The sequence below is a fragment of the Loktanella agnita genome (genome assembly GCF_046640325.1).
In the GTDB taxonomy this organism is placed as follows: Bacteria; Pseudomonadota; Alphaproteobacteria; order Rhodobacterales; family Rhodobacteraceae; genus Yoonia; species Yoonia agnita.
Map to the genome: position 1 here is coordinate 104,626 of NZ_JBJMBF010000012.1, position 16,816 is coordinate 121,441.

A 16,816-nucleotide genomic window follows, 5' to 3' on the forward strand; every position below is an offset into this window, starting at 1 on the left:
CCCACCTTACGGCGTGGTAATGTCGCGTGCCGCTTTCAGCCATCCTTTGTAATGCACGATCAGCGCCCCCGTCAGCGGTGCCTTCAGCGCCACATCGAAATGAAACACTCCGTCCGTTTCATGTTCCGACGCCACGCTTTGCGGCAGTAAAAACCGGGGCAGCGGGATCGGCCCCCACCGCCCGGATCGTACCGGAAAATGCAATTGCCCGTCGGCCACATGCAGCCCCAGCGTAAAGGTCAGCGGGCCAAACCGTTCGGTCATCACATTCCCTTGCTGATGCAAATGCGAAACAAAGACCTGGCTGCCAAACTGACGCTCCCACCGTTCGCCCCCTTGTTCGGGCATCATCATCACGCTGACCGGGATGTCATCGCTTGCCCGTGGAAACCGGAAAACAGCCGCGATCATACGCGACAATAGCGACGCGCCCCGCGTGACACTGGCCCGGCCCGACCAGCGGCGCGGACCATAGACCTGATGCGCCACCTGCACCGCTTTGGGCAGCTTGTCGAAATCAGCACCCAACTGGCGGATGAACAAGGGCGTCTGCTCTTCACAGGTCCGTTCGGTGGTGACCGCCAGATCACCCATCGCTTCGGTGATCGCGGCCAGCGTGACCTGCGCCACCGCAGGCCGGGCACCGGGCGCAATCGCCGATGGATCGCGCAGCACCGCCCGCGCGGCCACGCCAGGAATAAACGGCCCTTCGCCATCGCGCACGATGATCCGCCAGACACGGCGTTGCCAACCATCCCGATAGCGCGCAGTCACCGCCACAGACATGCCGCCCGCATTCGTCCCGAACGGGGCCAATAGCTTTGCCGCCCATAGGACCAGCCCAACTGGCACACGCAGCCGCAACCATGACAGTAGCGCCAGCCCCCAGTTCATCAGCGCCAGTTCCAACCCGGCATGAAACAGAACCGTGCGCGCCTTGAACGCCCCTGCAAACAGACGCTGATCGGGCACCGCAATCATCCAGCCACGCCGGACCATGCCCTGCCCCAGATCAAACCTTGCGGGGCGCGACCAACTGCGCACAGGCACCGGCACCCCATCCATCGAAACCACCATCGGGCGGCCCGCCTGATGCAGGATGCTTTCCACCACGGCCCGCCCGCGCGGCGCACGGTTGCCCGGCAGGATTGCGCTGCTGATCATATCGACCTCTGCCGCGCCTTCTGCCAATGCGGCGACCGCAGCCGAAGATATCGCGGGCACGCTGGACACCCCCGACAGCACAAAAACACCCGCTGCCCGCGCCGCCGCATCCAGCGCGGTAATCCCGGCGCAGAAATCAGCATCATCCGCCAGATCAAGGTAATGCACCCGGCGCGCAATACAGGCGCGGGCGAACCCATAGGGGTCCGCGCCATAGGCATGAAACGGACCGGCCGCATCCACCACCGCATCAGGGGCCATCGCCCAAAGCGGGGTCAGATCCCCTTGCCGATCCACCTGCAACGGCGCGGCCCCGACCTCGCGTGCCAGCGCCTGCGCCTGTGCGATCACGCGGCCCGCGATGACCACATCATGCCCGTCCCGGATCAGCAGACGGACCAACCGCGACCCAAACACGCCGTAGCCCCCCAGCACAACGATCTTCATGACAGCAACCGCGCGCGGAAATCCGGATCAGGCAAAGCACACATATCCCCGCGGCCAAACATGGCATAACGGTTGCGGGCAATGCGGGCATATAGCCCATTGCGCAACGGACGCGGGATCAAACGTAAAAGCGAAAAGACGCGACCCCACCCACCTGACCGCTCACCCACCCGGATCAACGCATCGAAATCGCGAAAAACAGTGCTATCTTCAATAAACAACCAGCTCTCGGGGTTCAGCGCATCCAGCCCATTGGCCCGCATCAGCGCCGCGCCGGTGTCTGACTGGATCGGAGCGATCCTGATCCCTCCGGTCCGATCGATCCGATGGATCATCCGCGCGCCCCAGCTGCACAGGGCGCAGCTGGCATCCATCACAGCAATCGGGTGGTCCGGTGGGGTCATACTCAAACTTTGTGATGTCTCATCGCGGTGCCTACCCCAATACATCGCGCCAGGAATGCTTGGGGGCAAAACCCACCAAATCCTTCGCCTTGTCATTGGCATAGAATGTTTCATCCGGGCGCATCTCGCGACGGACCTCGACACCCTGATAGAACCGGTCGATCACCTCGGCTGAGGTGATCCCCACCGACAAATCGTTATTGGACACGTTGAACACCTCATAGCCCAGCCCATCAGCCTTAAGACAGCAATCGACCATATGGCCCAGATCGCGGGCGTCGATATAGGCAAAGATATTACGGCGGCGCAGCGACGGGTCCGCCATGAAGGCGGGGAACAATTCGGCATATTCGTCCGGCTCGATCACGTTATTGATCCGCAGCCCGTAGATATCCGTGCCGGTCCGCGCCTGAAACGAGCGCGCCGTCACCTCGTTGCAGACCTTGGACATAGCATAGCTGTCATGGGGGACGGTTGGATGTTTCTCGTCAATCGGCACGTAATCAGGCTTTAGCTCACCATCGGCGAAACACACAGCATAGGTGGTTTCGGAACTGGCAAAAATCACCTTGGGAATACCCAGCTTCACCGCCGCTTCGATCACATTATAGGTGGTTTGGGTATTAATGCGGAAACATTCGCCATCGGTGCCAATCATTACGCGCGGGACGGCTGCGAAATGCACCACCGCATCATAGGTCGGCACACCGGTACCCGCATCAAGCTCGTGAAAATCGGTGAACTGGGACATCGCCCCGATCACCTGCCCTGCGTCGGTCAGGTCGATCAGCAGCTCGGAACAGTCCAGCCCCGACGGCACCTTGTCCGCATTCACCACCGTATGGCCCTGCGCCATCAAATGACGGATTGCCCATTTGCCCGCCTTGCCGCTACCGCCCGTAAAAAAGACCCGCATCTCATCCTCCGTTTTGTGGCATCATAGCGTAGCAAAATCTGATTGGATAGAATGCGCACCATCAGACTTAGGGCGTTAGTATGTTCTTCAATTCCTCCAATAAGCGAAGCTGCAACTTCTAAAATCTCATAAAAAGCAACGGCAACCTCGATGGCCACGACCCACACGAAAAGCCCTACTCAAATATCAAACTTCAGGAAGCGCTTCTCCATACGCACCCAGAACGAAGTGCGTAAATGGCTTAACAGATTCTTTCGCGGCACACATGGCAGTGAAAGCCGGTTCTGGTCCGCCCAACTCATTTCATACGAGCGTAACGGAATGCTCCAACGCGCGAATGATGTCATTTGGGGTATGTTGAACGAAAATAAAGGGCTGGCGGATTCCGCCACCGCAATGGGCATGTGCGAACTTCTAATGGTCGAGAAAAAGTACAAGCACTGTCTATTGACGTCAATTGAACTCACATTTCTCCAAGGTTCAGGAGCAGACCCGGTCAATAAAGAAGAAATGGAAGAGGCGGGATTAATAGACATGCATGAGGAATTCCCATTTGTCGGCTCAAGTGCATTCCATACTTGTCAATCTCGGCCGCACAACTTGAAATGGGGATGGAAGAACTACGTCACACCTTTCTGACTGAGGCTCAAAAACACGCTGATAGCATGGGGCGTTACCGTCCATCTGCCACGCCTGCCGATGTTTGGCAGGCTGTCGAAGGTGATTTAAAACTAGCCCTATCAAAGAAGCCGAGGCCACCGAGATACCGCACAGCGGAACCTATACTTTCACTAAGCAAGTAAATCATTGGACTAGCCCGCGGCATATAGGCCATCCTCGGAGCATCACCTCCCGCAACGGCTTGTCTTGGTGAAATCCCACGTTAACATTTGCGGCGACCACACCGCAAATGGAGCGACCGATGCGCATATTCCCCGCCGCCCTGACACTTTTCGCCGCCAGCGCGGCCCACGCCGAAAACCGTATAGATATTGTGCGGCCCGATGCACCGGAACTGGCGGCCTTTGATACCCATAAAATCGGCGTCACCACCCTAAGCTTCAGCAATCCCGACCAGATTGACGTGGTGAAATCCGGTGCCACGGGCGAGGTGTCGACCTACGACCGGTCCCTGACCGTTGAAATCTGGTATCCAGCGACGGATGACACCACCGCAGGGGGCACCTATACAACCCTGCTGCGCGATGGCGTGACAGAGGCCACACTGACCGGGCAAGCCGCGCGCGATGCCACCCCTGATACATCACAAAGCTACCCGCTGGTAATCATCTCACATGGCTATCCGGGCAATCGGCATCTGATGTCACCTTTGGGCGAAAACCTCGCCTCCAAAGGGTATGTCGTCGCCTCCATTGATCACCGGGACAGCACCTATGACGACCAGACCACCTTTGGATCCACGCTCGTGAACCGACCATGGGACCAGCGGTTTGTGATCGACAGCGTCACCGGGCTAGACGGCGATCTGGGGCAGATTATTCAGGCCGACAATGTCGCGATCATTGGCTATTCCATGGGCGGTTATGGCGCCTTGATCCATGCGGGTGCGGGGGTCACGCAGGCCAGCACAGAGTACGAATGGGGCGCACCGCTCGGCCTGCTGGAACGAAACCTGATGGGCAGCGACAGCCATGCCGCGCTGGAAAATGACGCGATCAAAGCCTTTGTCGCCTTCGGTCCCTGGGGCAATAACCGGGGCTTCTGGGATGCGGACGGGCTCGCCGGGATCGACAAACCGCTGATGCTGATCGCAGGCGGGATCGACGATGTGTCCGAATATGATGCGATCCGTGGGATCTTTGACGGCACCGTCAACACCACACGGCACTTACTGACGTTTGAGGCCGCCAACCACAACGCCGGCGCGCCCATGCCCGCCCCTGCCGAAAGCTATGCCTTTTCCGAACCGCTCGGCTACGCGCCATTCGACCATTATGCCGATGCGGTCTGGGACAGCGTGCGGATGAACAATATCAGCCAGCATTTCATCACCGCCTATCTGGACCTGCACCTGAAAGGTGACAGCGACATGGCCGCCTATTTCGACCTCGTGCCAGTCGCGCAGGATAGTGTCTGGTCCGTCGATGACGCAGGAAACCCGACTGAGGATCACAGCTATTGGGCAGGCTTCCCCAACCGGACAGCCGCCGGGCTGCGGTTCGAAACAAAAGCGACAGGGGAATAACCTCTTGCAGATCACTCGGTGGGGCTTTGGCTCCACCGGGCTTTACACTGACAATCATGCCAATGTGGTGTGATCTGTCACGCATTAAAGCGTTTCGATTTTAACTTGAGACATCAAGCATCACAAATCGCGTGCGACCGTTAGGGAGAGGCAGCGAATTGTGATTCAAGGATCAATCGAAACGCTGTAGAGTTGACGATGCGCGATTCTTCGGCTCTGCCAAACACAACCCAACAGAGATTTCAAACGCACATCGCCACCAATGCGCGAATCATCTAAGCGCTCTGAAGGTAATTTCAGCGACACCACACGGCGATATACGCAAGAAACAACATCCCCCACCCCACTTTCAGCGGAAAATTGCCGCTTCCATGTGGATTTTAGGACAGGACCTCGTGATCTTAACGGGTGTCCCATAAATCTTTGCGATAGGTGAAACTCATACGGTAGTTGAGCCGTGTCTGTGTTCAGTGTGTGTCGGCCCAAAAGGGCCGCTAGTTAAAATGGTGGTGCGGTATGCCAACGACGTTCAAAGTCTTCTCTCTGGGCCAGTTGCCAATATGGGATACGCAAGAGGGCAATGCGACCGTATTGACCAGCGCCGTCAACAACTCCCTAGGAACGTACGGGTCTGCAGGGAACAAACTGGCAGACAATATCCAGACATTCTCACCGGCAGGCAACGGATTCGGGGGCGGCGTGGCGAACGCCTACGATCTCGATAACAACAATTCGAACGACCAGTTCAGCATTGATGGAGGTCCGCCTCAAACGCACGACGTCACCATCGTCTTTAATGCCACGATCACCTACATTGACGGCACCACTGCAGATATTACTGCGGTGCTGTTCCAAGACACCAATGGCAATACCTATTGGGCACCCGAAATCACCGACAACGCCGATCAGGCCGCGATTGAGGCGAAAGGCATCCAATCCTTAACTCTGAATCAGCCTATCTATGACCAGAATGGGAACGCTTCTAACCTCGGTGCAAATCGTGTCGACAGCCAACCGCTCTGCTTTACCCCCGGCACAAAGATCACCTGCCGCGATGGTGAACGGCTGGTCGAAGACCTCGCCGTTGGCGATCTTGTGATGACCATGGACCACGGGTTGCAACCGATCCGCTGGGTCGGGCGTCAAACCCGCGCCGCGATTGGACGGATGGCCCCGGTCCGCATCAACAAAGGCGTGATGGGCGCTGCAGACAGTTTCGAAGTCAGCCCGCAACACCGGCTCTTGCTCAGCGGACCGGAATCCGAACTGCTGTTCGGCCAATCCGAAGTGCTCGCCGCCGCCAAACATCTGGTTGACGGCAACGGAATCACGATCCGGCAAGGGGGGGAGGTCGACTATATCCATCTGCTCTTTGACGATCATGAAATCATCTGGGCCAATGGCGTACCCGCTGAAACGCTGTTTCTTGGCGAAACCGGACAGGCCGCGCTGGACGCCGAAAGCAAAGCCGAAATCGCAGCACTATTCCCGGAACTGGATGGCAGCCACCCTCATCAACGCCGCGCCGCACGGCTGGTGCTCAAAGCGCACGAAGCCGCACTTTGGGCGTCTCGCACACAGAAGCAAATCAGCGCCGCCTGATCCAAACGGCAGGCGACGCGGCGATATCCCCCACAGCCTGCCAATCCCCGATTGCCCCCCCCGCGCCCGCCTGCCATTATGTGCCAAACCATAAGAATGAGCAGTGCCATGGCCGACGATCTCCTCTCCGGGGGCACCCCCGATGACTACAACGCCAACAGTATCGAAGTCCTCGAAGGGCTCGAACCGGTGCGCAAACGGCCCGGCATGTATATCGGCGGCACCGATGAACGGGCGCTGCATCACCTCGTGGCCGAGGTGCTCGACAACTCCATGGACGAAGCGGTCGCCGGGCACGCTAATCGGATTGAGGTTGAACTGCACGCCGATTACTCCGTCACCATCCGCGATAACGGGCGGGGCATGCCCTTTGACCCGCACCCGAAATTCCCCGGCAAATCCGCGCTTGAGGTGATTTTATGCACCCTGCACGCAGGCGGCAAATTCTCGGGCAAGGCCTATCAGACCTCCGGCGGTTTGCACGGGGTCGGTGCCTCGGTCGTCAACGCGCTGTCCGACAGCATGGTCGTACAGGTCGCACGCGACCGCAAACTGGTGGAACAGCGGTTTTCACGCGGCATCCCGCTGGGCCCGGTCGAGGAAATCGGCGCCGCCCCCAACCGGCGCGGGACCACCACGACCTTTCACGCCGACCCTGAAATCTTTGGGGCACATCGGTTCAAACCCGCACGGCTGTTCAAATCCATCCGATCCAAAGCCTATCTGTTCAGCGGCGTCGAAATCCGCTGGAAAACCGCAATCGACGACGGCGAAACCCCGGTCGAGGCCACGTTCCACTTCCCCGGTGGGCTGTCAGACTACTTGAAAGAAACGCTCGGCAAATCCTCCACCTATTCCGAAAAACCCTTTTCGGGCACGGTCGATTTCAACGAAAAATTCGGCGAACCGGGCAAGGTCGAATGGGCGATCAACTGGACCCCCGTGCGCGACGGCTTCATCCAATCCTACTGTAACACCGTGCCCACGCCCGAAGGCGGCACCCATGTCACCGGCTTCTGGGCGGCGATCCTGAAAGGGATCAAGGCCTACGGCGAACTTGCAGGCAACAAGAAGGCCGCGCAGATCACCCGCGACGACCTGATTTCAGGCGGCTGCGCGCTGGTCTCCTGCTTCATCCGCGACCCCGCCTTTGTGGGGCAAACCAAAGACCGGCTCTCGACCGAGGCCGCGGCGAAAATGACCGAAGGCGCTGTGCGCGACCACTTCGACAACTGGCTGGCGGCGGATACAAAATCCGCCGGGGCGATCCTCGATTTCCTTGTGCTGCGGGCCGAAGAGCGGCTGCGGCGGCGACAGGAAAAGGAAACCGCACGTAAATCCGCAACGAAAAAACTGCGCCTGCCGGGAAAATTAACTGATTGCACCTCCAAGGACCGCTCCGGGACCGAACTGTTCATTGTCGAGGGCGACAGCGCCGGCGGCTCTGGCAAAGGCGCGCGGAACCGGGAAAAACAGGCGCTTCTGCCGCTCAAAGGTAAGATCCTGAATGTGCTGGGCGCGGCCTCGAACAAGCTGACCTCCAACGCCGAAATCAACGACCTCTGCGAGGCGCTCGGCGTGCGGATGGGCACGAAGTTCAACGTCGAAGACCTGCGCTACGACAAGATCATCATCATGACCGACGCGGATGTGGACGGCGCGCATATCGCCTCGCTGCTGATGACCTTCTTCTTCACCCAGATGCGGCCGCTGATCGACCACGGGCACCTCTATCTGGCCTGCCCCCCGCTCTACCGTCTGACCCAAGGGGCAAAGCGGGTCTATGTGGCCGATGATGCTGAAAAAGAGGCGGTGCTGGCCAAAGGCCTCGGCGGCAAAGGCAAAATCGACGTGCAGCGGTTCAAGGGGCTTGGCGAAATGGACGCCAAGGACCTGAAAGAAACCACGATGGACCCCAAGACCCGCAAGCTGATCCGCGTGACCGTGCATGACGACGAGCCCGGAGACACGGCGGACCTGGTCGAGCGGCTGATGGGCAAAAAGCCGGAATTGCGGTTCCAGTATATTCAGGAGAACGCACGGTTCGTGGAGGAGTTGGATGTGTAAAAGCTATGAAATGTCAGCAGGAAGGCCTTGGAGGAACAATTGACAAATTTCAGCATAACAAAATTTGTCCCCGAGTATCTTAGAGCCAATCCTGATGTTCGCTTTACAGCAAGGCAAATCGCTATTTGGATAATGGAGACCCATCCAGAAGCCGTTGAGAACAAGCGCAAAAAAAGCGCCGCGCGAAAAACTCCGTTGGATACTGACGACGCAATGCTCCAACAAATCGTAGCCGAGATTGGTGCACAGCGGAAAGGTCTGGAAGGTCGGCACGCAATCCGTACGACCGAAGGACGACCAAGGAAGTTCTTTTATTCTGACAAGTCTGAATTAGAGGAGGTCGCCGAGAATGCTGTATCTGATCTAATTGGCAATGAACAAACACAAGGTGTAAAGCATTCAGAACACGACCTATACCCGCTTTTTCGAGACTATTTGCACAATGAGCATCAAGTTATATGCAAACGAATCGATGAGCGGAAATCGAGTAACAACCGCGGGAGTAACGGAAACAGGTGGTTGTTCCCGGATATTGTCGGAATGGAAGATCTCAGTCAGCATTGGGACCGCGAAGTAATTGATTGCGCAAAAGAGTACTCGGACAAGAAGACAAAACTCTGGTCATTCGAACTCAAGCTTAAAGTGAATAGTACTAATCTTCGTGAAACATTCTTTCAGGCTGTAAGTAACTCCTCGTGGGCAAATCTCGGCTATCTCGTCGCCGTCGAATTCCAAGGTTCGGAAACCCTCGGAGAACTGCGTTTGCTGTCAGGCCTTCACGGTATTGGAGTAATGAGATTCGATCCCGAGGACTTCTCCTCAAGTGAAATACTTATCCCAAGCCGAGAGAGGGCTGAAATAGACTGGGGCACAGTTAACCGAATTGTTCAACAAAACCCTGATTTTAAGGATTATGTAAGCTTGGTTCGCCAGTTCTATCAAACGGGTAATCTGAAGCCGTCTGAATGGCACTAGACCAAAAGTGACAATCAAAGTCGCGCCCATTCACTTTACTAATTGAAATTCGCTGCACCTAATCATTGGCAGCATCCGGTCCTCGGGGTGGGTGCGAAGCGCCCTCCCCATGGGGGAGGTCCGGGCGCTGCCCGGCGATGCCGGGCAATAGAGGGATAGGCCGCACAACATACGCAAGGCCACGTTCTCTCCGCCCACGTGGTAAGGTGCGCAAGATTGCGCACCTTACCACGTGCATGTGGACAACATGATCACCCCCTACCAATTCCCTAACGCCACCTACCGTACGCCCCATTAACCCCGGAAAACGGGCCAAAAGGTCCGACGTAAGTCCGATGGAATTCCGACGCCCTGCCGATCCCTCATTTCTGCATAAAACAAAGGCATTCACATTTGATTCGCACGCGGCCCGGGCACCGCACCGTACGCACCCCCAATGCAACACCACCGGGCGTTGCTTTCCCCCGGCGCAGTGCTACCATCCGAATATGCGCAGCTTGATCCTGTTCCTCCTCCTCGCCACCCCGATACATGCACAAAGCATCGAAACCGATCTCGAACTTGTGCTCTTGGCTGATGCCTCCGGCTCCATCGACGCGGATGAGCTGGCGTTCCAGCGCCAATCCTACGCCACCGCAATCACCGATCCGGCGGTCGTCTCGGCGATCCAGAACACGCTTTATGGGTCCATCGCAGTGACTTACGTGGAATGGGCGACGAACCAAGCCACGGTGGTGGACTGGACCGTGATCGCCGATATGGACAGCGCGACAGGCTTCGCCAATGCGCTGATCGGCCCGCCCCGACAGGCAGGCGGGCGCAATGCAATCGGGTCAGCCCTGCTCTATGGGATGACGCAGATAGACTCCAACGATATCAGGGGCTTCCGTCGTGTGATCGACTTTTCCGGCGACAGTATGGGTAACACTTACGGGCCACAAATCACGGTCGCACGCGATCAAGTGCTCGCCGCTGGGATCACGATCAACGCCCTGCCGATCCTGCGCGACGGGCGCTTTAATGCGGGTAATCTGGAACAAGCCTATGCCGACAATATCATCGGCGGCCCCAACGCTTTTGTCCTGCCTGCCCGTAGCGGGCCGGAGTTTACAGAAGCTGTGAAACGCAAGCTGATCCTCGAAATCGCCGGGACGATACCGGGCAGCGATTACGCCTCACTCCTGCTGGAGCGTCCGAAGATAGGCGAGTAAATCAACAATCGGCTGCGAAGTCATGATCGGCTGCCCCGTCTCGGCCTTGGTCGCCACATCTGTGCCTGCGAAGAAGTCGCCATAGACCGGCATCGCACTGCCGTGGCTTATCAGCGGATCACTTCCATCAATGCGCATCACCACGCGTGTCGTCGGAAAAACACCGCCATTCCTGGCCTTTAGCGCGGTCAGATCTACAGGCTGCACCACCAGCGAAGGGGCCATCGGCCCGTTCCCCATGGCCGCCACCCCGTGACATGTGGCGCAGTGAAACCGGTAAAGCGATGCCCCCTGCAGCGCATCCTGCGCCGTCACCGGGGCACCCAACATTAGCATCATCACCAACAACAGTCGTCGCATCGCGTCCTCCATCATGGCTTTGATGTCAGACTACCACAATTGCGCCGCCCGCGCGTTGACGTAAATCAACCTTGGTTCAGTTCAGCCGCATGTTCCCCACCGCAGCGCGTATCATGCTATCCGTATCGTCACTGTCGGCTGACACCGCCAGCCCGACCAGCGCACCGGGGGTGCCGCCAAAGGCATTCGCATAATCGCGTGTCAAATCAACGCTTTCGCTATGTGCACCGGTCCCGGCCTGCCGCAGCGCCACGGTTGCCCCCTGCCCCGGCGCATAAGGCGAGCCGAGCACCGCACCGCGCGCATGGTTTCCGCCCCAAGCATATTGCAGGATGCGCACATCATCATTGCCCATCAGACGCCGGATATTCGCACCCTCCATCGCATTCGCCTGCGCTTCTGGCAGGAACACAAAATAGATCGAGATATTACGGTCGTCGCCGCCCTTGCGCGCCAAATCAGTGGCAGGCACAGACTGATCCACACGCCAGTCCCACATCGCTTTCCGTGCCTCCCACTCCGCGCGCGGCAACCGTGTCCAGGCCAGCGATACCGCGCCGTCCGACACGATGCCCAACTGCGTGCCAAAGGCATAATCGTTGGAATTGAAAAGCTGCAACCGCTGCTCTGCCCAGCCGCTAATAAAACTAACGGGCCCCGCATTGGCAGAAAGCGTAGTCGCAAATAGTAGGGCGACGGACAAAATCGGGCGCATGGTCACTGGTTCCTTTTACTATGGCTGCACAGATAGATAGCGCCTGCGCCAAGCAGAAACAGGAAAAGCCCGGAACCTCACATCATTGTCAAAGGTGTTACTGCTGGATGCTTTCCAGATAATCGGCCAGCGCCAGTAATTTAACTGGGGTCGGCGTGCCCAGCCCATCGGCTTCGACGATCACCGTTTCGCCCAGATCCCCGGCCCCAAATTCCGGCATCGCAGCGCTGAAATGCGCGCCTCGGTCCAGCCCGTCAATCGTGCTCATCACCTGATTGCGGGGGAAAGCCCCGCCATTACGGGCCGCGATCATTGTCAGATCAGGTGGTGCAGTTTCAAGCCCCCGCGCCGCAGGACCATTGCCGCGCCCATCCCGCCCGTGACAGCCAGCGCATTCAGTCAGGTATGTTTCGCGCGGGGTCGGCGGCTCATCGACACAGGCACTTAGCCCCAAAACGCTCAGTATGATCAAAACACGCATGCCCAGCCTCCTTTTGTTGTGTGCCAGTTTAACATCGCGGTGGCGCTCTGTCTTGATCTGCGTCACGCTGCCGTTGGATTTTTGCAAAGGATCAAACATGGCTCACCACGCACTGATCATGCTCGCCGCCGGGATCGGGGTGCCCGTCCTTGCTGCGCTGAACGCCGCATTGGGTCGCTATATCGGATCGCCAGCCGTCGCTGGCGCGGTGCTGTTTATCATCGCCTTTGCGGTGGCGGCGATCACTGCTCTGCTGACCAATCCGCAAGCCGTGGCAAAGCTGCCCACGGCCCCAAGGCATCTGTTTCTGGCGGGACTGCTGGTGGCGTTCTATGTGTTGTCCATCACCTGGATCGCACCGACAATGGGCGTCGGCAATGCGGTATTCTTTGTGCTTTTAGGTCAGTTAATCTCGGCCGCAGCCATTGACCATTTCGGGCTGTTTACCGCGCAAACATCGCCCCTGACGCTGACCCGCGCCGCAGGGATCGCGCTGATGGCTGCGGGTGTCTTTGTTACGCAAAAGGTTTGATGAGACCTTTCAAACCCCATAGCGCCGCATCATCATCTTCCCACTGCTGTCGACGATTTTCGACGTATCCTTACCCCGAAGGATCAGGCGGCGCGTGATGTGGAAGAGAGATTATATTCCCCACTGCGCGCGCATGCCCCAATGGCGCCGCGAAGACGACTTGCGTGGTGGCTATTACCGCCCTGCATGTCGGCCACAAGGTGCGGGTCGAGCTGTCTAAGGCGGGCAATATCGTAGCTTTAGTCAGTCAACTGGTCAGCGCACGCTGCCTATAGCGGATAATGGTGTCAGCTTTTTCTGAACACGAAAAAGGGTGCCGATCCGCAAGACAGGCACCCTTTTTAACGGAAAGATCGCTTTCATTGTACGGTCAAACCGAACTTACTTTTTCTTCGCTTCCAGCGCGTCCAAACGGGCCTTCAGCGCTTCGTTTTCTTCGCGGGCTTTCTGCGCCATCGCCCGGACGGCATCAAACTCTTCGCGGGTAACTAGATCACGATCCGCCAGCCAGCGGTCCATCATGGATTTCATTGCGGTATTGGCTTCATCCTTGGCCCCTTGCGCCACGCCCATGGCGTTGGTCATCAACTGGCTGAGGTCGTCAAAAATCTTGTTCTTCGTCTGCATGGCATTCTCCGGTCGGTTAATCCCTATATGGGACCAAGCGGGCAGTCGCACAAGGCGCGATGGCTGGTTGACTTCGCCGCACCCTTGGGGAAACACATGCATTATGTATGGTGCCATCCCCTTTCCCGATATCTCACCCGAGATTTTCGCCGTCGAGCTTTTCGGCTTCAACCTTGCCCTGCGCTGGTATGCGATGGGCTATATCGTCGGTATCGGACTTGGCTGGCTGGCGATCCGCGCCGCCCTGCGGCGTCCACAGTTGTGGCGCAATGGCCCGCCGATGCAGGTCAGCCAGTTGGAAGACCTGCTGACCTATATCGTCTTTGGCGTGATCGGCGGCGGGCGGCTGGGTTATGTGCTGTTCTACAAGCCCAGTGACTTTCTGGCCAACCCTGTCGATATTTTCAAAATCTGGGAAGGCGGGCTGTCGTTTCACGGTGGGTTCATCGGCGTGGTGCTGGCTGTCGTCTTGTTCAGCCGCAGGCACAAAGTGCCCCTGCCCGAACTGTCAGACGTCATCGCTGTGGCCGCCACCCCGTCTATCCTGCTGGTCCGCTGCGCCAATTTCATCAATGCAGAGCTTTGGGGCCGGCCCACCGATCTGCCGTGGGGCGTGGTCTTTCCAGGTGCCGCCGCGCAAAGCTGCGCCACCCCGCTGGAACCCTGCGTGCGCCATCCGTCCCAGCTTTATGAAGCGGGGCTGGAGGGGCTACTGCTGGGTCTGATCCTGTTCACACTGGCCTTTCGCTTTGGCGCACTAAAACGGCATTGGCTGCTGACAGCTGTGTTCTTTATGGGCTACGGCGCTGCGCGTTTCCTCGTAGAATTCGCGCGACAACCGGATGCGCAATTCGTTGGCACAGGCAACCCGCTGGGCCTCGCCCTGCAATACAACGGCTACGGTCTGACCATGGGCCAGTTGCTAAGCCTGCCGATGATCATCATCGGCCTGATCGTGATCCTCTACGCGCGGCGCAAATGACGGCACTGGCGGATCTGCTCAAAACCCGGATTGCCCGGACGGGGCCGATCACCCTCGCCGATTATATGGGGGAATGCCTGATGCATCCCACCCACGGCTATTACAGCACCCGTGATCCGCTGGGCGCGAAGGGCGATTTCATCACTGCCCCCGAAATCAGCCAGATGTTCGGAGAGCTGATCGGGCTGGCGCTGGCGCAAAGCTGGATGGATCAGGGATCGCCTGCGCCCATCACACTGGCAGAGCTTGGCCCAGGGCGCGGCACGCTAATGGCCGATGCGCTGCGGGCCACGCGGAATGTCCCCGGCTTTCACGACGCAATATCGGTTCACTTCGTCGAAAGCTCCGCCCCGCTGCGCGCGCTTCAGGCGCAGGCTGTGCCGGATGCGCACTGGCATGACACAATCGACACCTTACCCGACGCGCCGCTGTTTCTGATCGCCAATGAATTCTTTGACGCGCTGCCGATCCGGCAATTCGTACGGGATGGTGACAGCTGGCGGGAACGGATGGTCGGGCTGACTGATGATGCGCTGAGCCTTGGGCTGTCAGCCCCTGCCCCGCTGGCGATGCTGGCAGATCGGCTGGACGATACGCAGGATGGCGACCTGATCGAACATTGCCCCGCCCTACCCGGCATCATGCAAACGATCGGGCAACGGATCGACGCTGTGGGCGGCGCTGCATTGATTATTGACTACGGCGACTGGCAGTCGCTGGGCGACACGCTGCAAGCGCTGTCCGCCCACAAACAAGCGAACCCGCTTGACGCGCCCGGCACTGCCGACCTGACCGCCCATGTCGATTTTGCCGCCATCGCCCAGCACGCGGGACCGGCGCGCTACACCCGGCTGACAACGCAGGGCGTTTTTCTTGAAAGGCTAGGAATTACACAGCGCGCGCAAAGCCTTGCGCAAACACTCAGCGATGATACGCTGCAAAACCATATCGCTGCGCATCGGCGCTTGACCCACCCCGCCGAAATGGGCCAGCTGTTCAAGGTCGTCGGCATCTATCCCCAACAGGCCGCGCCCCCGCCCGGATTGGAAGCATGACGCTCGAAATCATCACAGACCCTGCACTCGCCCAGACGACGCATGGTTTTTTCACCCGCAAAGGCGGTGCCTCTTCGGGGGTCTTTACGGGTTTGAACTGTGGCTATGGCAGCTCTGACCAGCATGAAATCGTCAGCATTAACCGGGAACGTGTCGCCAAATCGATGCAGGTTCAGCCAGACCGACTGATCGGCGTGCATCAGGTTCATTCACCCGATGTGGTCACGATCACGGAGCCGCTGAAATCCGTGCCCAAGGCAGATGGGCTGGTCACCACTAGAACTGACGTGGCGCTGTCGGTGCTGACGGCAGATTGCCAGCCCGTACTTTTTGCGGATGCAAAAGCTGGTGTAATCGGTGCGGCCCATGCCGGATGGAAGGGCGCGTTGAACGGCGTCCTTGAGGCGACGGTCACACAGATGGAAAAATTGGGCGCATCGCGGGCGAATATGGCCGCCGTGATCGGCCCGTCGATCAGCCTGCAAAATTACGAAGTCGGCCCGGATTTCCGCGATACATTTCTGGCCGCAGACCCGCAATATGAACGTTTCTTTATCAACGGTGTCGATGACCGTTTCCAATTCGACCTGCCCGGCTTTGGCTTGCACCGGCTGCGTGCCTTTGATGTGGGTACGGTCAAATGGACACGGCACTGCACCTATGCCGATCCCGAAAGATTCTACAGCTATCGCCGCTCTGTTCACCATAAAGAGGCCGACTACGGACGGCTGATCGCCAGCATTCGTCTCAAAACTGAGACATAAAGCTAGCAATTTTTGCTACCATCAGGCGAACGCCCACCTCTATCGCGCCACGTCTTTGCCCAAGTTTTGACAGTTTACTCGCACAGCATGTCGCTGTTGTTGAATGGAAACTGGCACAAGGGTCAGAGGGTACGATGCGGAAAAGCCAAGATCAAAGCGTGTCAGAGGCTGTTATAGCAGTTGATGGCATCGTTTGCTGTGGAAACGGCAATAGCGCGCCCGGACCCGTCTACTCTCCCTATCCGGTATCGCTGGGTAACTTCCATCAAAAACAACAGATTGAGAATAACCTTGCTTAACTCTGCCAC

Annotated in this window: 17 protein-coding genes; 10 read left to right on the top strand and 7 right to left on the bottom strand. The window is 58.2% G+C overall.

Features of this window, described 5'->3' with window-relative positions:
• Positions 1-6: 6 nt before the first annotated feature.
• The 3 genes from ACJ5NV_RS14450 to ACJ5NV_RS14460 are packed head-to-tail and all read right to left on the bottom strand — an operon-like array spanning position 7 to position 2,931.
• Positions 7-1,611, bottom strand: coding sequence for an SDR family oxidoreductase (locus ACJ5NV_RS14450; protein WP_411644794.1), 1,605 nt, complete (start codon positions 1,609-1,611; stop codon positions 7-9).
• Complete coding sequence (locus ACJ5NV_RS14455) at positions 1,608-2,015, bottom strand: thiol-disulfide oxidoreductase DCC family protein (RefSeq protein WP_411644795.1); 408 nt, start codon at positions 2,013-2,015, stop codon at positions 1,608-1,610. Before ACJ5NV_RS14455 ends, ACJ5NV_RS14450 begins: the two co-directional genes overlap by 4 nt.
• A 31-nt stretch (positions 2,016-2,046) precedes the next feature.
• The gene (locus ACJ5NV_RS14460) at positions 2,047-2,931 is read right to left on the bottom strand and encodes an NAD-dependent epimerase/dehydratase family protein (protein WP_411644797.1); all 885 of its coding nucleotides are present in this window, start codon (positions 2,929-2,931) and stop codon (positions 2,047-2,049) included.
• A gap of 150 nt (positions 2,932-3,081) precedes the next feature.
• On the opposite strand from ACJ5NV_RS14460, the gene ACJ5NV_RS14465 reads away from it, so the two are divergent.
• The 6 genes from ACJ5NV_RS14465 to ACJ5NV_RS14490 all read left to right on the top strand — a co-directional run bounded on the left by ACJ5NV_RS14465 (position 3,082) and on the right by ACJ5NV_RS14490 (position 10,992).
• Positions 3,082-3,570, top strand: a complete 489-nt coding sequence (locus tag ACJ5NV_RS14465; RefSeq protein ID WP_411644799.1) for a hypothetical protein — start codon at positions 3,082-3,084, stop codon at positions 3,568-3,570.
• A 283-nt stretch (positions 3,571-3,853) separates the two neighbouring features.
• Positions 3,854-5,137 carry an alpha/beta hydrolase family protein gene (locus ACJ5NV_RS14470; RefSeq protein ID WP_411644801.1) on the top strand — a complete coding sequence of 428 codons (1,284 nt, stop codon included), beginning with the start codon at positions 3,854-3,856 and terminating at the stop codon, positions 5,135-5,137.
• Between the two features lie 516 nt (positions 5,138-5,653).
• A complete protein-coding gene (locus ACJ5NV_RS14475) occupies positions 5,654-6,739 on the top strand; it encodes a Hint domain-containing protein (RefSeq protein WP_411644802.1) in 1,086 nt (361 codons plus the stop codon).
• Positions 6,740-6,847: 108 nt separating this feature from the next.
• Entirely contained in the window at positions 6,848-8,806 is a 1,959-nt protein-coding gene (gene parE, locus ACJ5NV_RS14480) for a DNA topoisomerase IV subunit B (protein WP_411644804.1), read from the top strand.
• A 39-nt stretch (positions 8,807-8,845) separates the two neighbouring features.
• Positions 8,846-9,781, top strand: a complete 936-nt coding sequence (locus ACJ5NV_RS14485; protein ID WP_411644805.1) for a COG2958 family protein — start codon at positions 8,846-8,848, stop codon at positions 9,779-9,781.
• Between the two features lie 488 nt (positions 9,782-10,269).
• On the top strand, positions 10,270-10,992 hold the full coding sequence (locus ACJ5NV_RS14490) for a DUF1194 domain-containing protein (protein ID WP_411644807.1): 723 nt from the start codon (positions 10,270-10,272) through the stop codon (positions 10,990-10,992).
• On the opposite strand, the gene ACJ5NV_RS14495 is transcribed toward ACJ5NV_RS14490, so the two are convergent.
• The 3 genes from ACJ5NV_RS14495 to ACJ5NV_RS14505 all read right to left on the bottom strand — a co-directional run bounded on the left by ACJ5NV_RS14495 (position 10,957) and on the right by ACJ5NV_RS14505 (position 12,548).
• A complete protein-coding gene (locus tag ACJ5NV_RS14495) occupies positions 10,957-11,352 on the bottom strand; it encodes a c-type cytochrome (protein ID WP_411644809.1) in 396 nt (131 codons plus the stop codon). The two genes, ACJ5NV_RS14490 and ACJ5NV_RS14495, sit on opposite strands and share 36 nt — an antisense overlap.
• A 76-nt stretch (positions 11,353-11,428) precedes the next feature.
• Positions 11,429-12,067 carry a DUF3047 domain-containing protein gene (locus ACJ5NV_RS14500; protein WP_411644810.1) on the bottom strand — a complete coding sequence of 213 codons (639 nt, stop codon included), beginning with the start codon at positions 12,065-12,067 and terminating at the stop codon, positions 11,429-11,431.
• A 97-nt stretch (positions 12,068-12,164) separates the two neighbouring features.
• Positions 12,165-12,548 carry a c-type cytochrome gene (locus ACJ5NV_RS14505; protein ID WP_411644811.1) on the bottom strand — a complete coding sequence of 128 codons (384 nt, stop codon included), beginning with the start codon at positions 12,546-12,548 and terminating at the stop codon, positions 12,165-12,167.
• A gap of 97 nt (positions 12,549-12,645) precedes the next feature.
• On the opposite strand from ACJ5NV_RS14505, the gene ACJ5NV_RS14510 reads away from it, so the two are divergent.
• The gene (locus ACJ5NV_RS14510) at positions 12,646-13,080 is read left to right on the top strand and encodes a DMT family transporter (protein ID WP_411644813.1); all 435 of its coding nucleotides are present in this window, start codon (positions 12,646-12,648) and stop codon (positions 13,078-13,080) included.
• Positions 13,081-13,461: 381 nt separating this feature from the next.
• Here the strand turns inward: ACJ5NV_RS14510 and ACJ5NV_RS14515 are convergent, their stop codons facing one another.
• A complete protein-coding gene (locus ACJ5NV_RS14515; RefSeq protein ID WP_411644815.1) occupies positions 13,462-13,707 on the bottom strand; it encodes an accessory factor UbiK family protein in 246 nt (81 codons plus the stop codon).
• Between the two features lie 103 nt (positions 13,708-13,810).
• Here ACJ5NV_RS14515 and lgt point away from each other — a divergent pair, with 103 nt between their 5' ends.
• Genes lgt through pgeF form a run of 3 tightly spaced genes read left to right on the top strand, consistent with a single transcriptional unit; the run spans position 13,811 to position 16,508 of the window.
• Positions 13,811-14,689: a prolipoprotein diacylglyceryl transferase gene (lgt, locus tag ACJ5NV_RS14520; protein ID WP_411644817.1), complete on the top strand. Its 879-nt coding sequence runs from the start codon at positions 13,811-13,813 to the stop codon at positions 14,687-14,689.
• Complete coding sequence (locus ACJ5NV_RS14525; protein WP_411644819.1) at positions 14,686-15,744, top strand: class I SAM-dependent methyltransferase; 1,059 nt, start codon at positions 14,686-14,688, stop codon at positions 15,742-15,744. Before lgt ends, ACJ5NV_RS14525 begins: the two co-directional genes overlap by 4 nt.
• A complete protein-coding gene (gene pgeF / locus ACJ5NV_RS14530; protein WP_411644821.1) occupies positions 15,741-16,508 on the top strand; it encodes a peptidoglycan editing factor PgeF in 768 nt (255 codons plus the stop codon). The genes ACJ5NV_RS14525 and pgeF overlap by 4 nt, the downstream gene beginning before the upstream one ends.
• Positions 16,509-16,816: the final 308 nt, after the last annotated feature.

What these genes read in the sequence shown, in the direction of transcription:
- parE (WP_411644804.1), top strand. Translation starts at nt 6,848, where the DNA reads ATGGCCGACGATCTCCTCTCCGGGGGCACCCCCGATGACTACAACGCC.
- ACJ5NV_RS14510 (WP_411644813.1), top strand. Translation starts at nt 12,646, where the DNA reads ATGGCTCACCACGCACTGATCATGCTCGCCGCCGGGATCGGGGTGCCC.
- ACJ5NV_RS14450 (WP_411644794.1), bottom strand. Translation starts at nt 1,611, where the DNA reads ATGAAGATCGTTGTGCTGGGGGGCTACGGCGTGTTTGGGTCGCGGTTG.
- pgeF (WP_411644821.1), top strand. Translation starts at nt 15,741, where the DNA reads ATGACGCTCGAAATCATCACAGACCCTGCACTCGCCCAGACGACGCAT.
- ACJ5NV_RS14515 (WP_411644815.1), bottom strand. Translation starts at nt 13,707, where the DNA reads ATGCAGACGAAGAACAAGATTTTTGACGACCTCAGCCAGTTGATGACC.
- lgt (WP_411644817.1), top strand. Translation starts at nt 13,811, where the DNA reads ATGTATGGTGCCATCCCCTTTCCCGATATCTCACCCGAGATTTTCGCC.
- ACJ5NV_RS14455 (WP_411644795.1), bottom strand. Translation starts at nt 2,015, where the DNA reads ATGACCCCACCGGACCACCCGATTGCTGTGATGGATGCCAGCTGCGCC.
- ACJ5NV_RS14465 (WP_411644799.1), top strand. Translation starts at nt 3,082, where the DNA reads ATGGCCACGACCCACACGAAAAGCCCTACTCAAATATCAAACTTCAGG.
- ACJ5NV_RS14490 (WP_411644807.1), top strand. Translation starts at nt 10,270, where the DNA reads ATGCGCAGCTTGATCCTGTTCCTCCTCCTCGCCACCCCGATACATGCA.
- ACJ5NV_RS14475 (WP_411644802.1), top strand. Translation starts at nt 5,654, where the DNA reads ATGCCAACGACGTTCAAAGTCTTCTCTCTGGGCCAGTTGCCAATATGG.
- ACJ5NV_RS14495 (WP_411644809.1), bottom strand. Translation starts at nt 11,352, where the DNA reads ATGCGACGACTGTTGTTGGTGATGATGCTAATGTTGGGTGCCCCGGTG.
- ACJ5NV_RS14525 (WP_411644819.1), top strand. Translation starts at nt 14,686, where the DNA reads ATGACGGCACTGGCGGATCTGCTCAAAACCCGGATTGCCCGGACGGGG.
- ACJ5NV_RS14505 (WP_411644811.1), bottom strand. Translation starts at nt 12,548, where the DNA reads ATGCGTGTTTTGATCATACTGAGCGTTTTGGGGCTAAGTGCCTGTGTC.
- ACJ5NV_RS14470 (WP_411644801.1), top strand. Translation starts at nt 3,854, where the DNA reads ATGCGCATATTCCCCGCCGCCCTGACACTTTTCGCCGCCAGCGCGGCC.
- ACJ5NV_RS14460 (WP_411644797.1), bottom strand. Translation starts at nt 2,931, where the DNA reads ATGCGGGTCTTTTTTACGGGCGGTAGCGGCAAGGCGGGCAAATGGGCA.
- ACJ5NV_RS14500 (WP_411644810.1), bottom strand. Translation starts at nt 12,067, where the DNA reads ATGCGCCCGATTTTGTCCGTCGCCCTACTATTTGCGACTACGCTTTCT.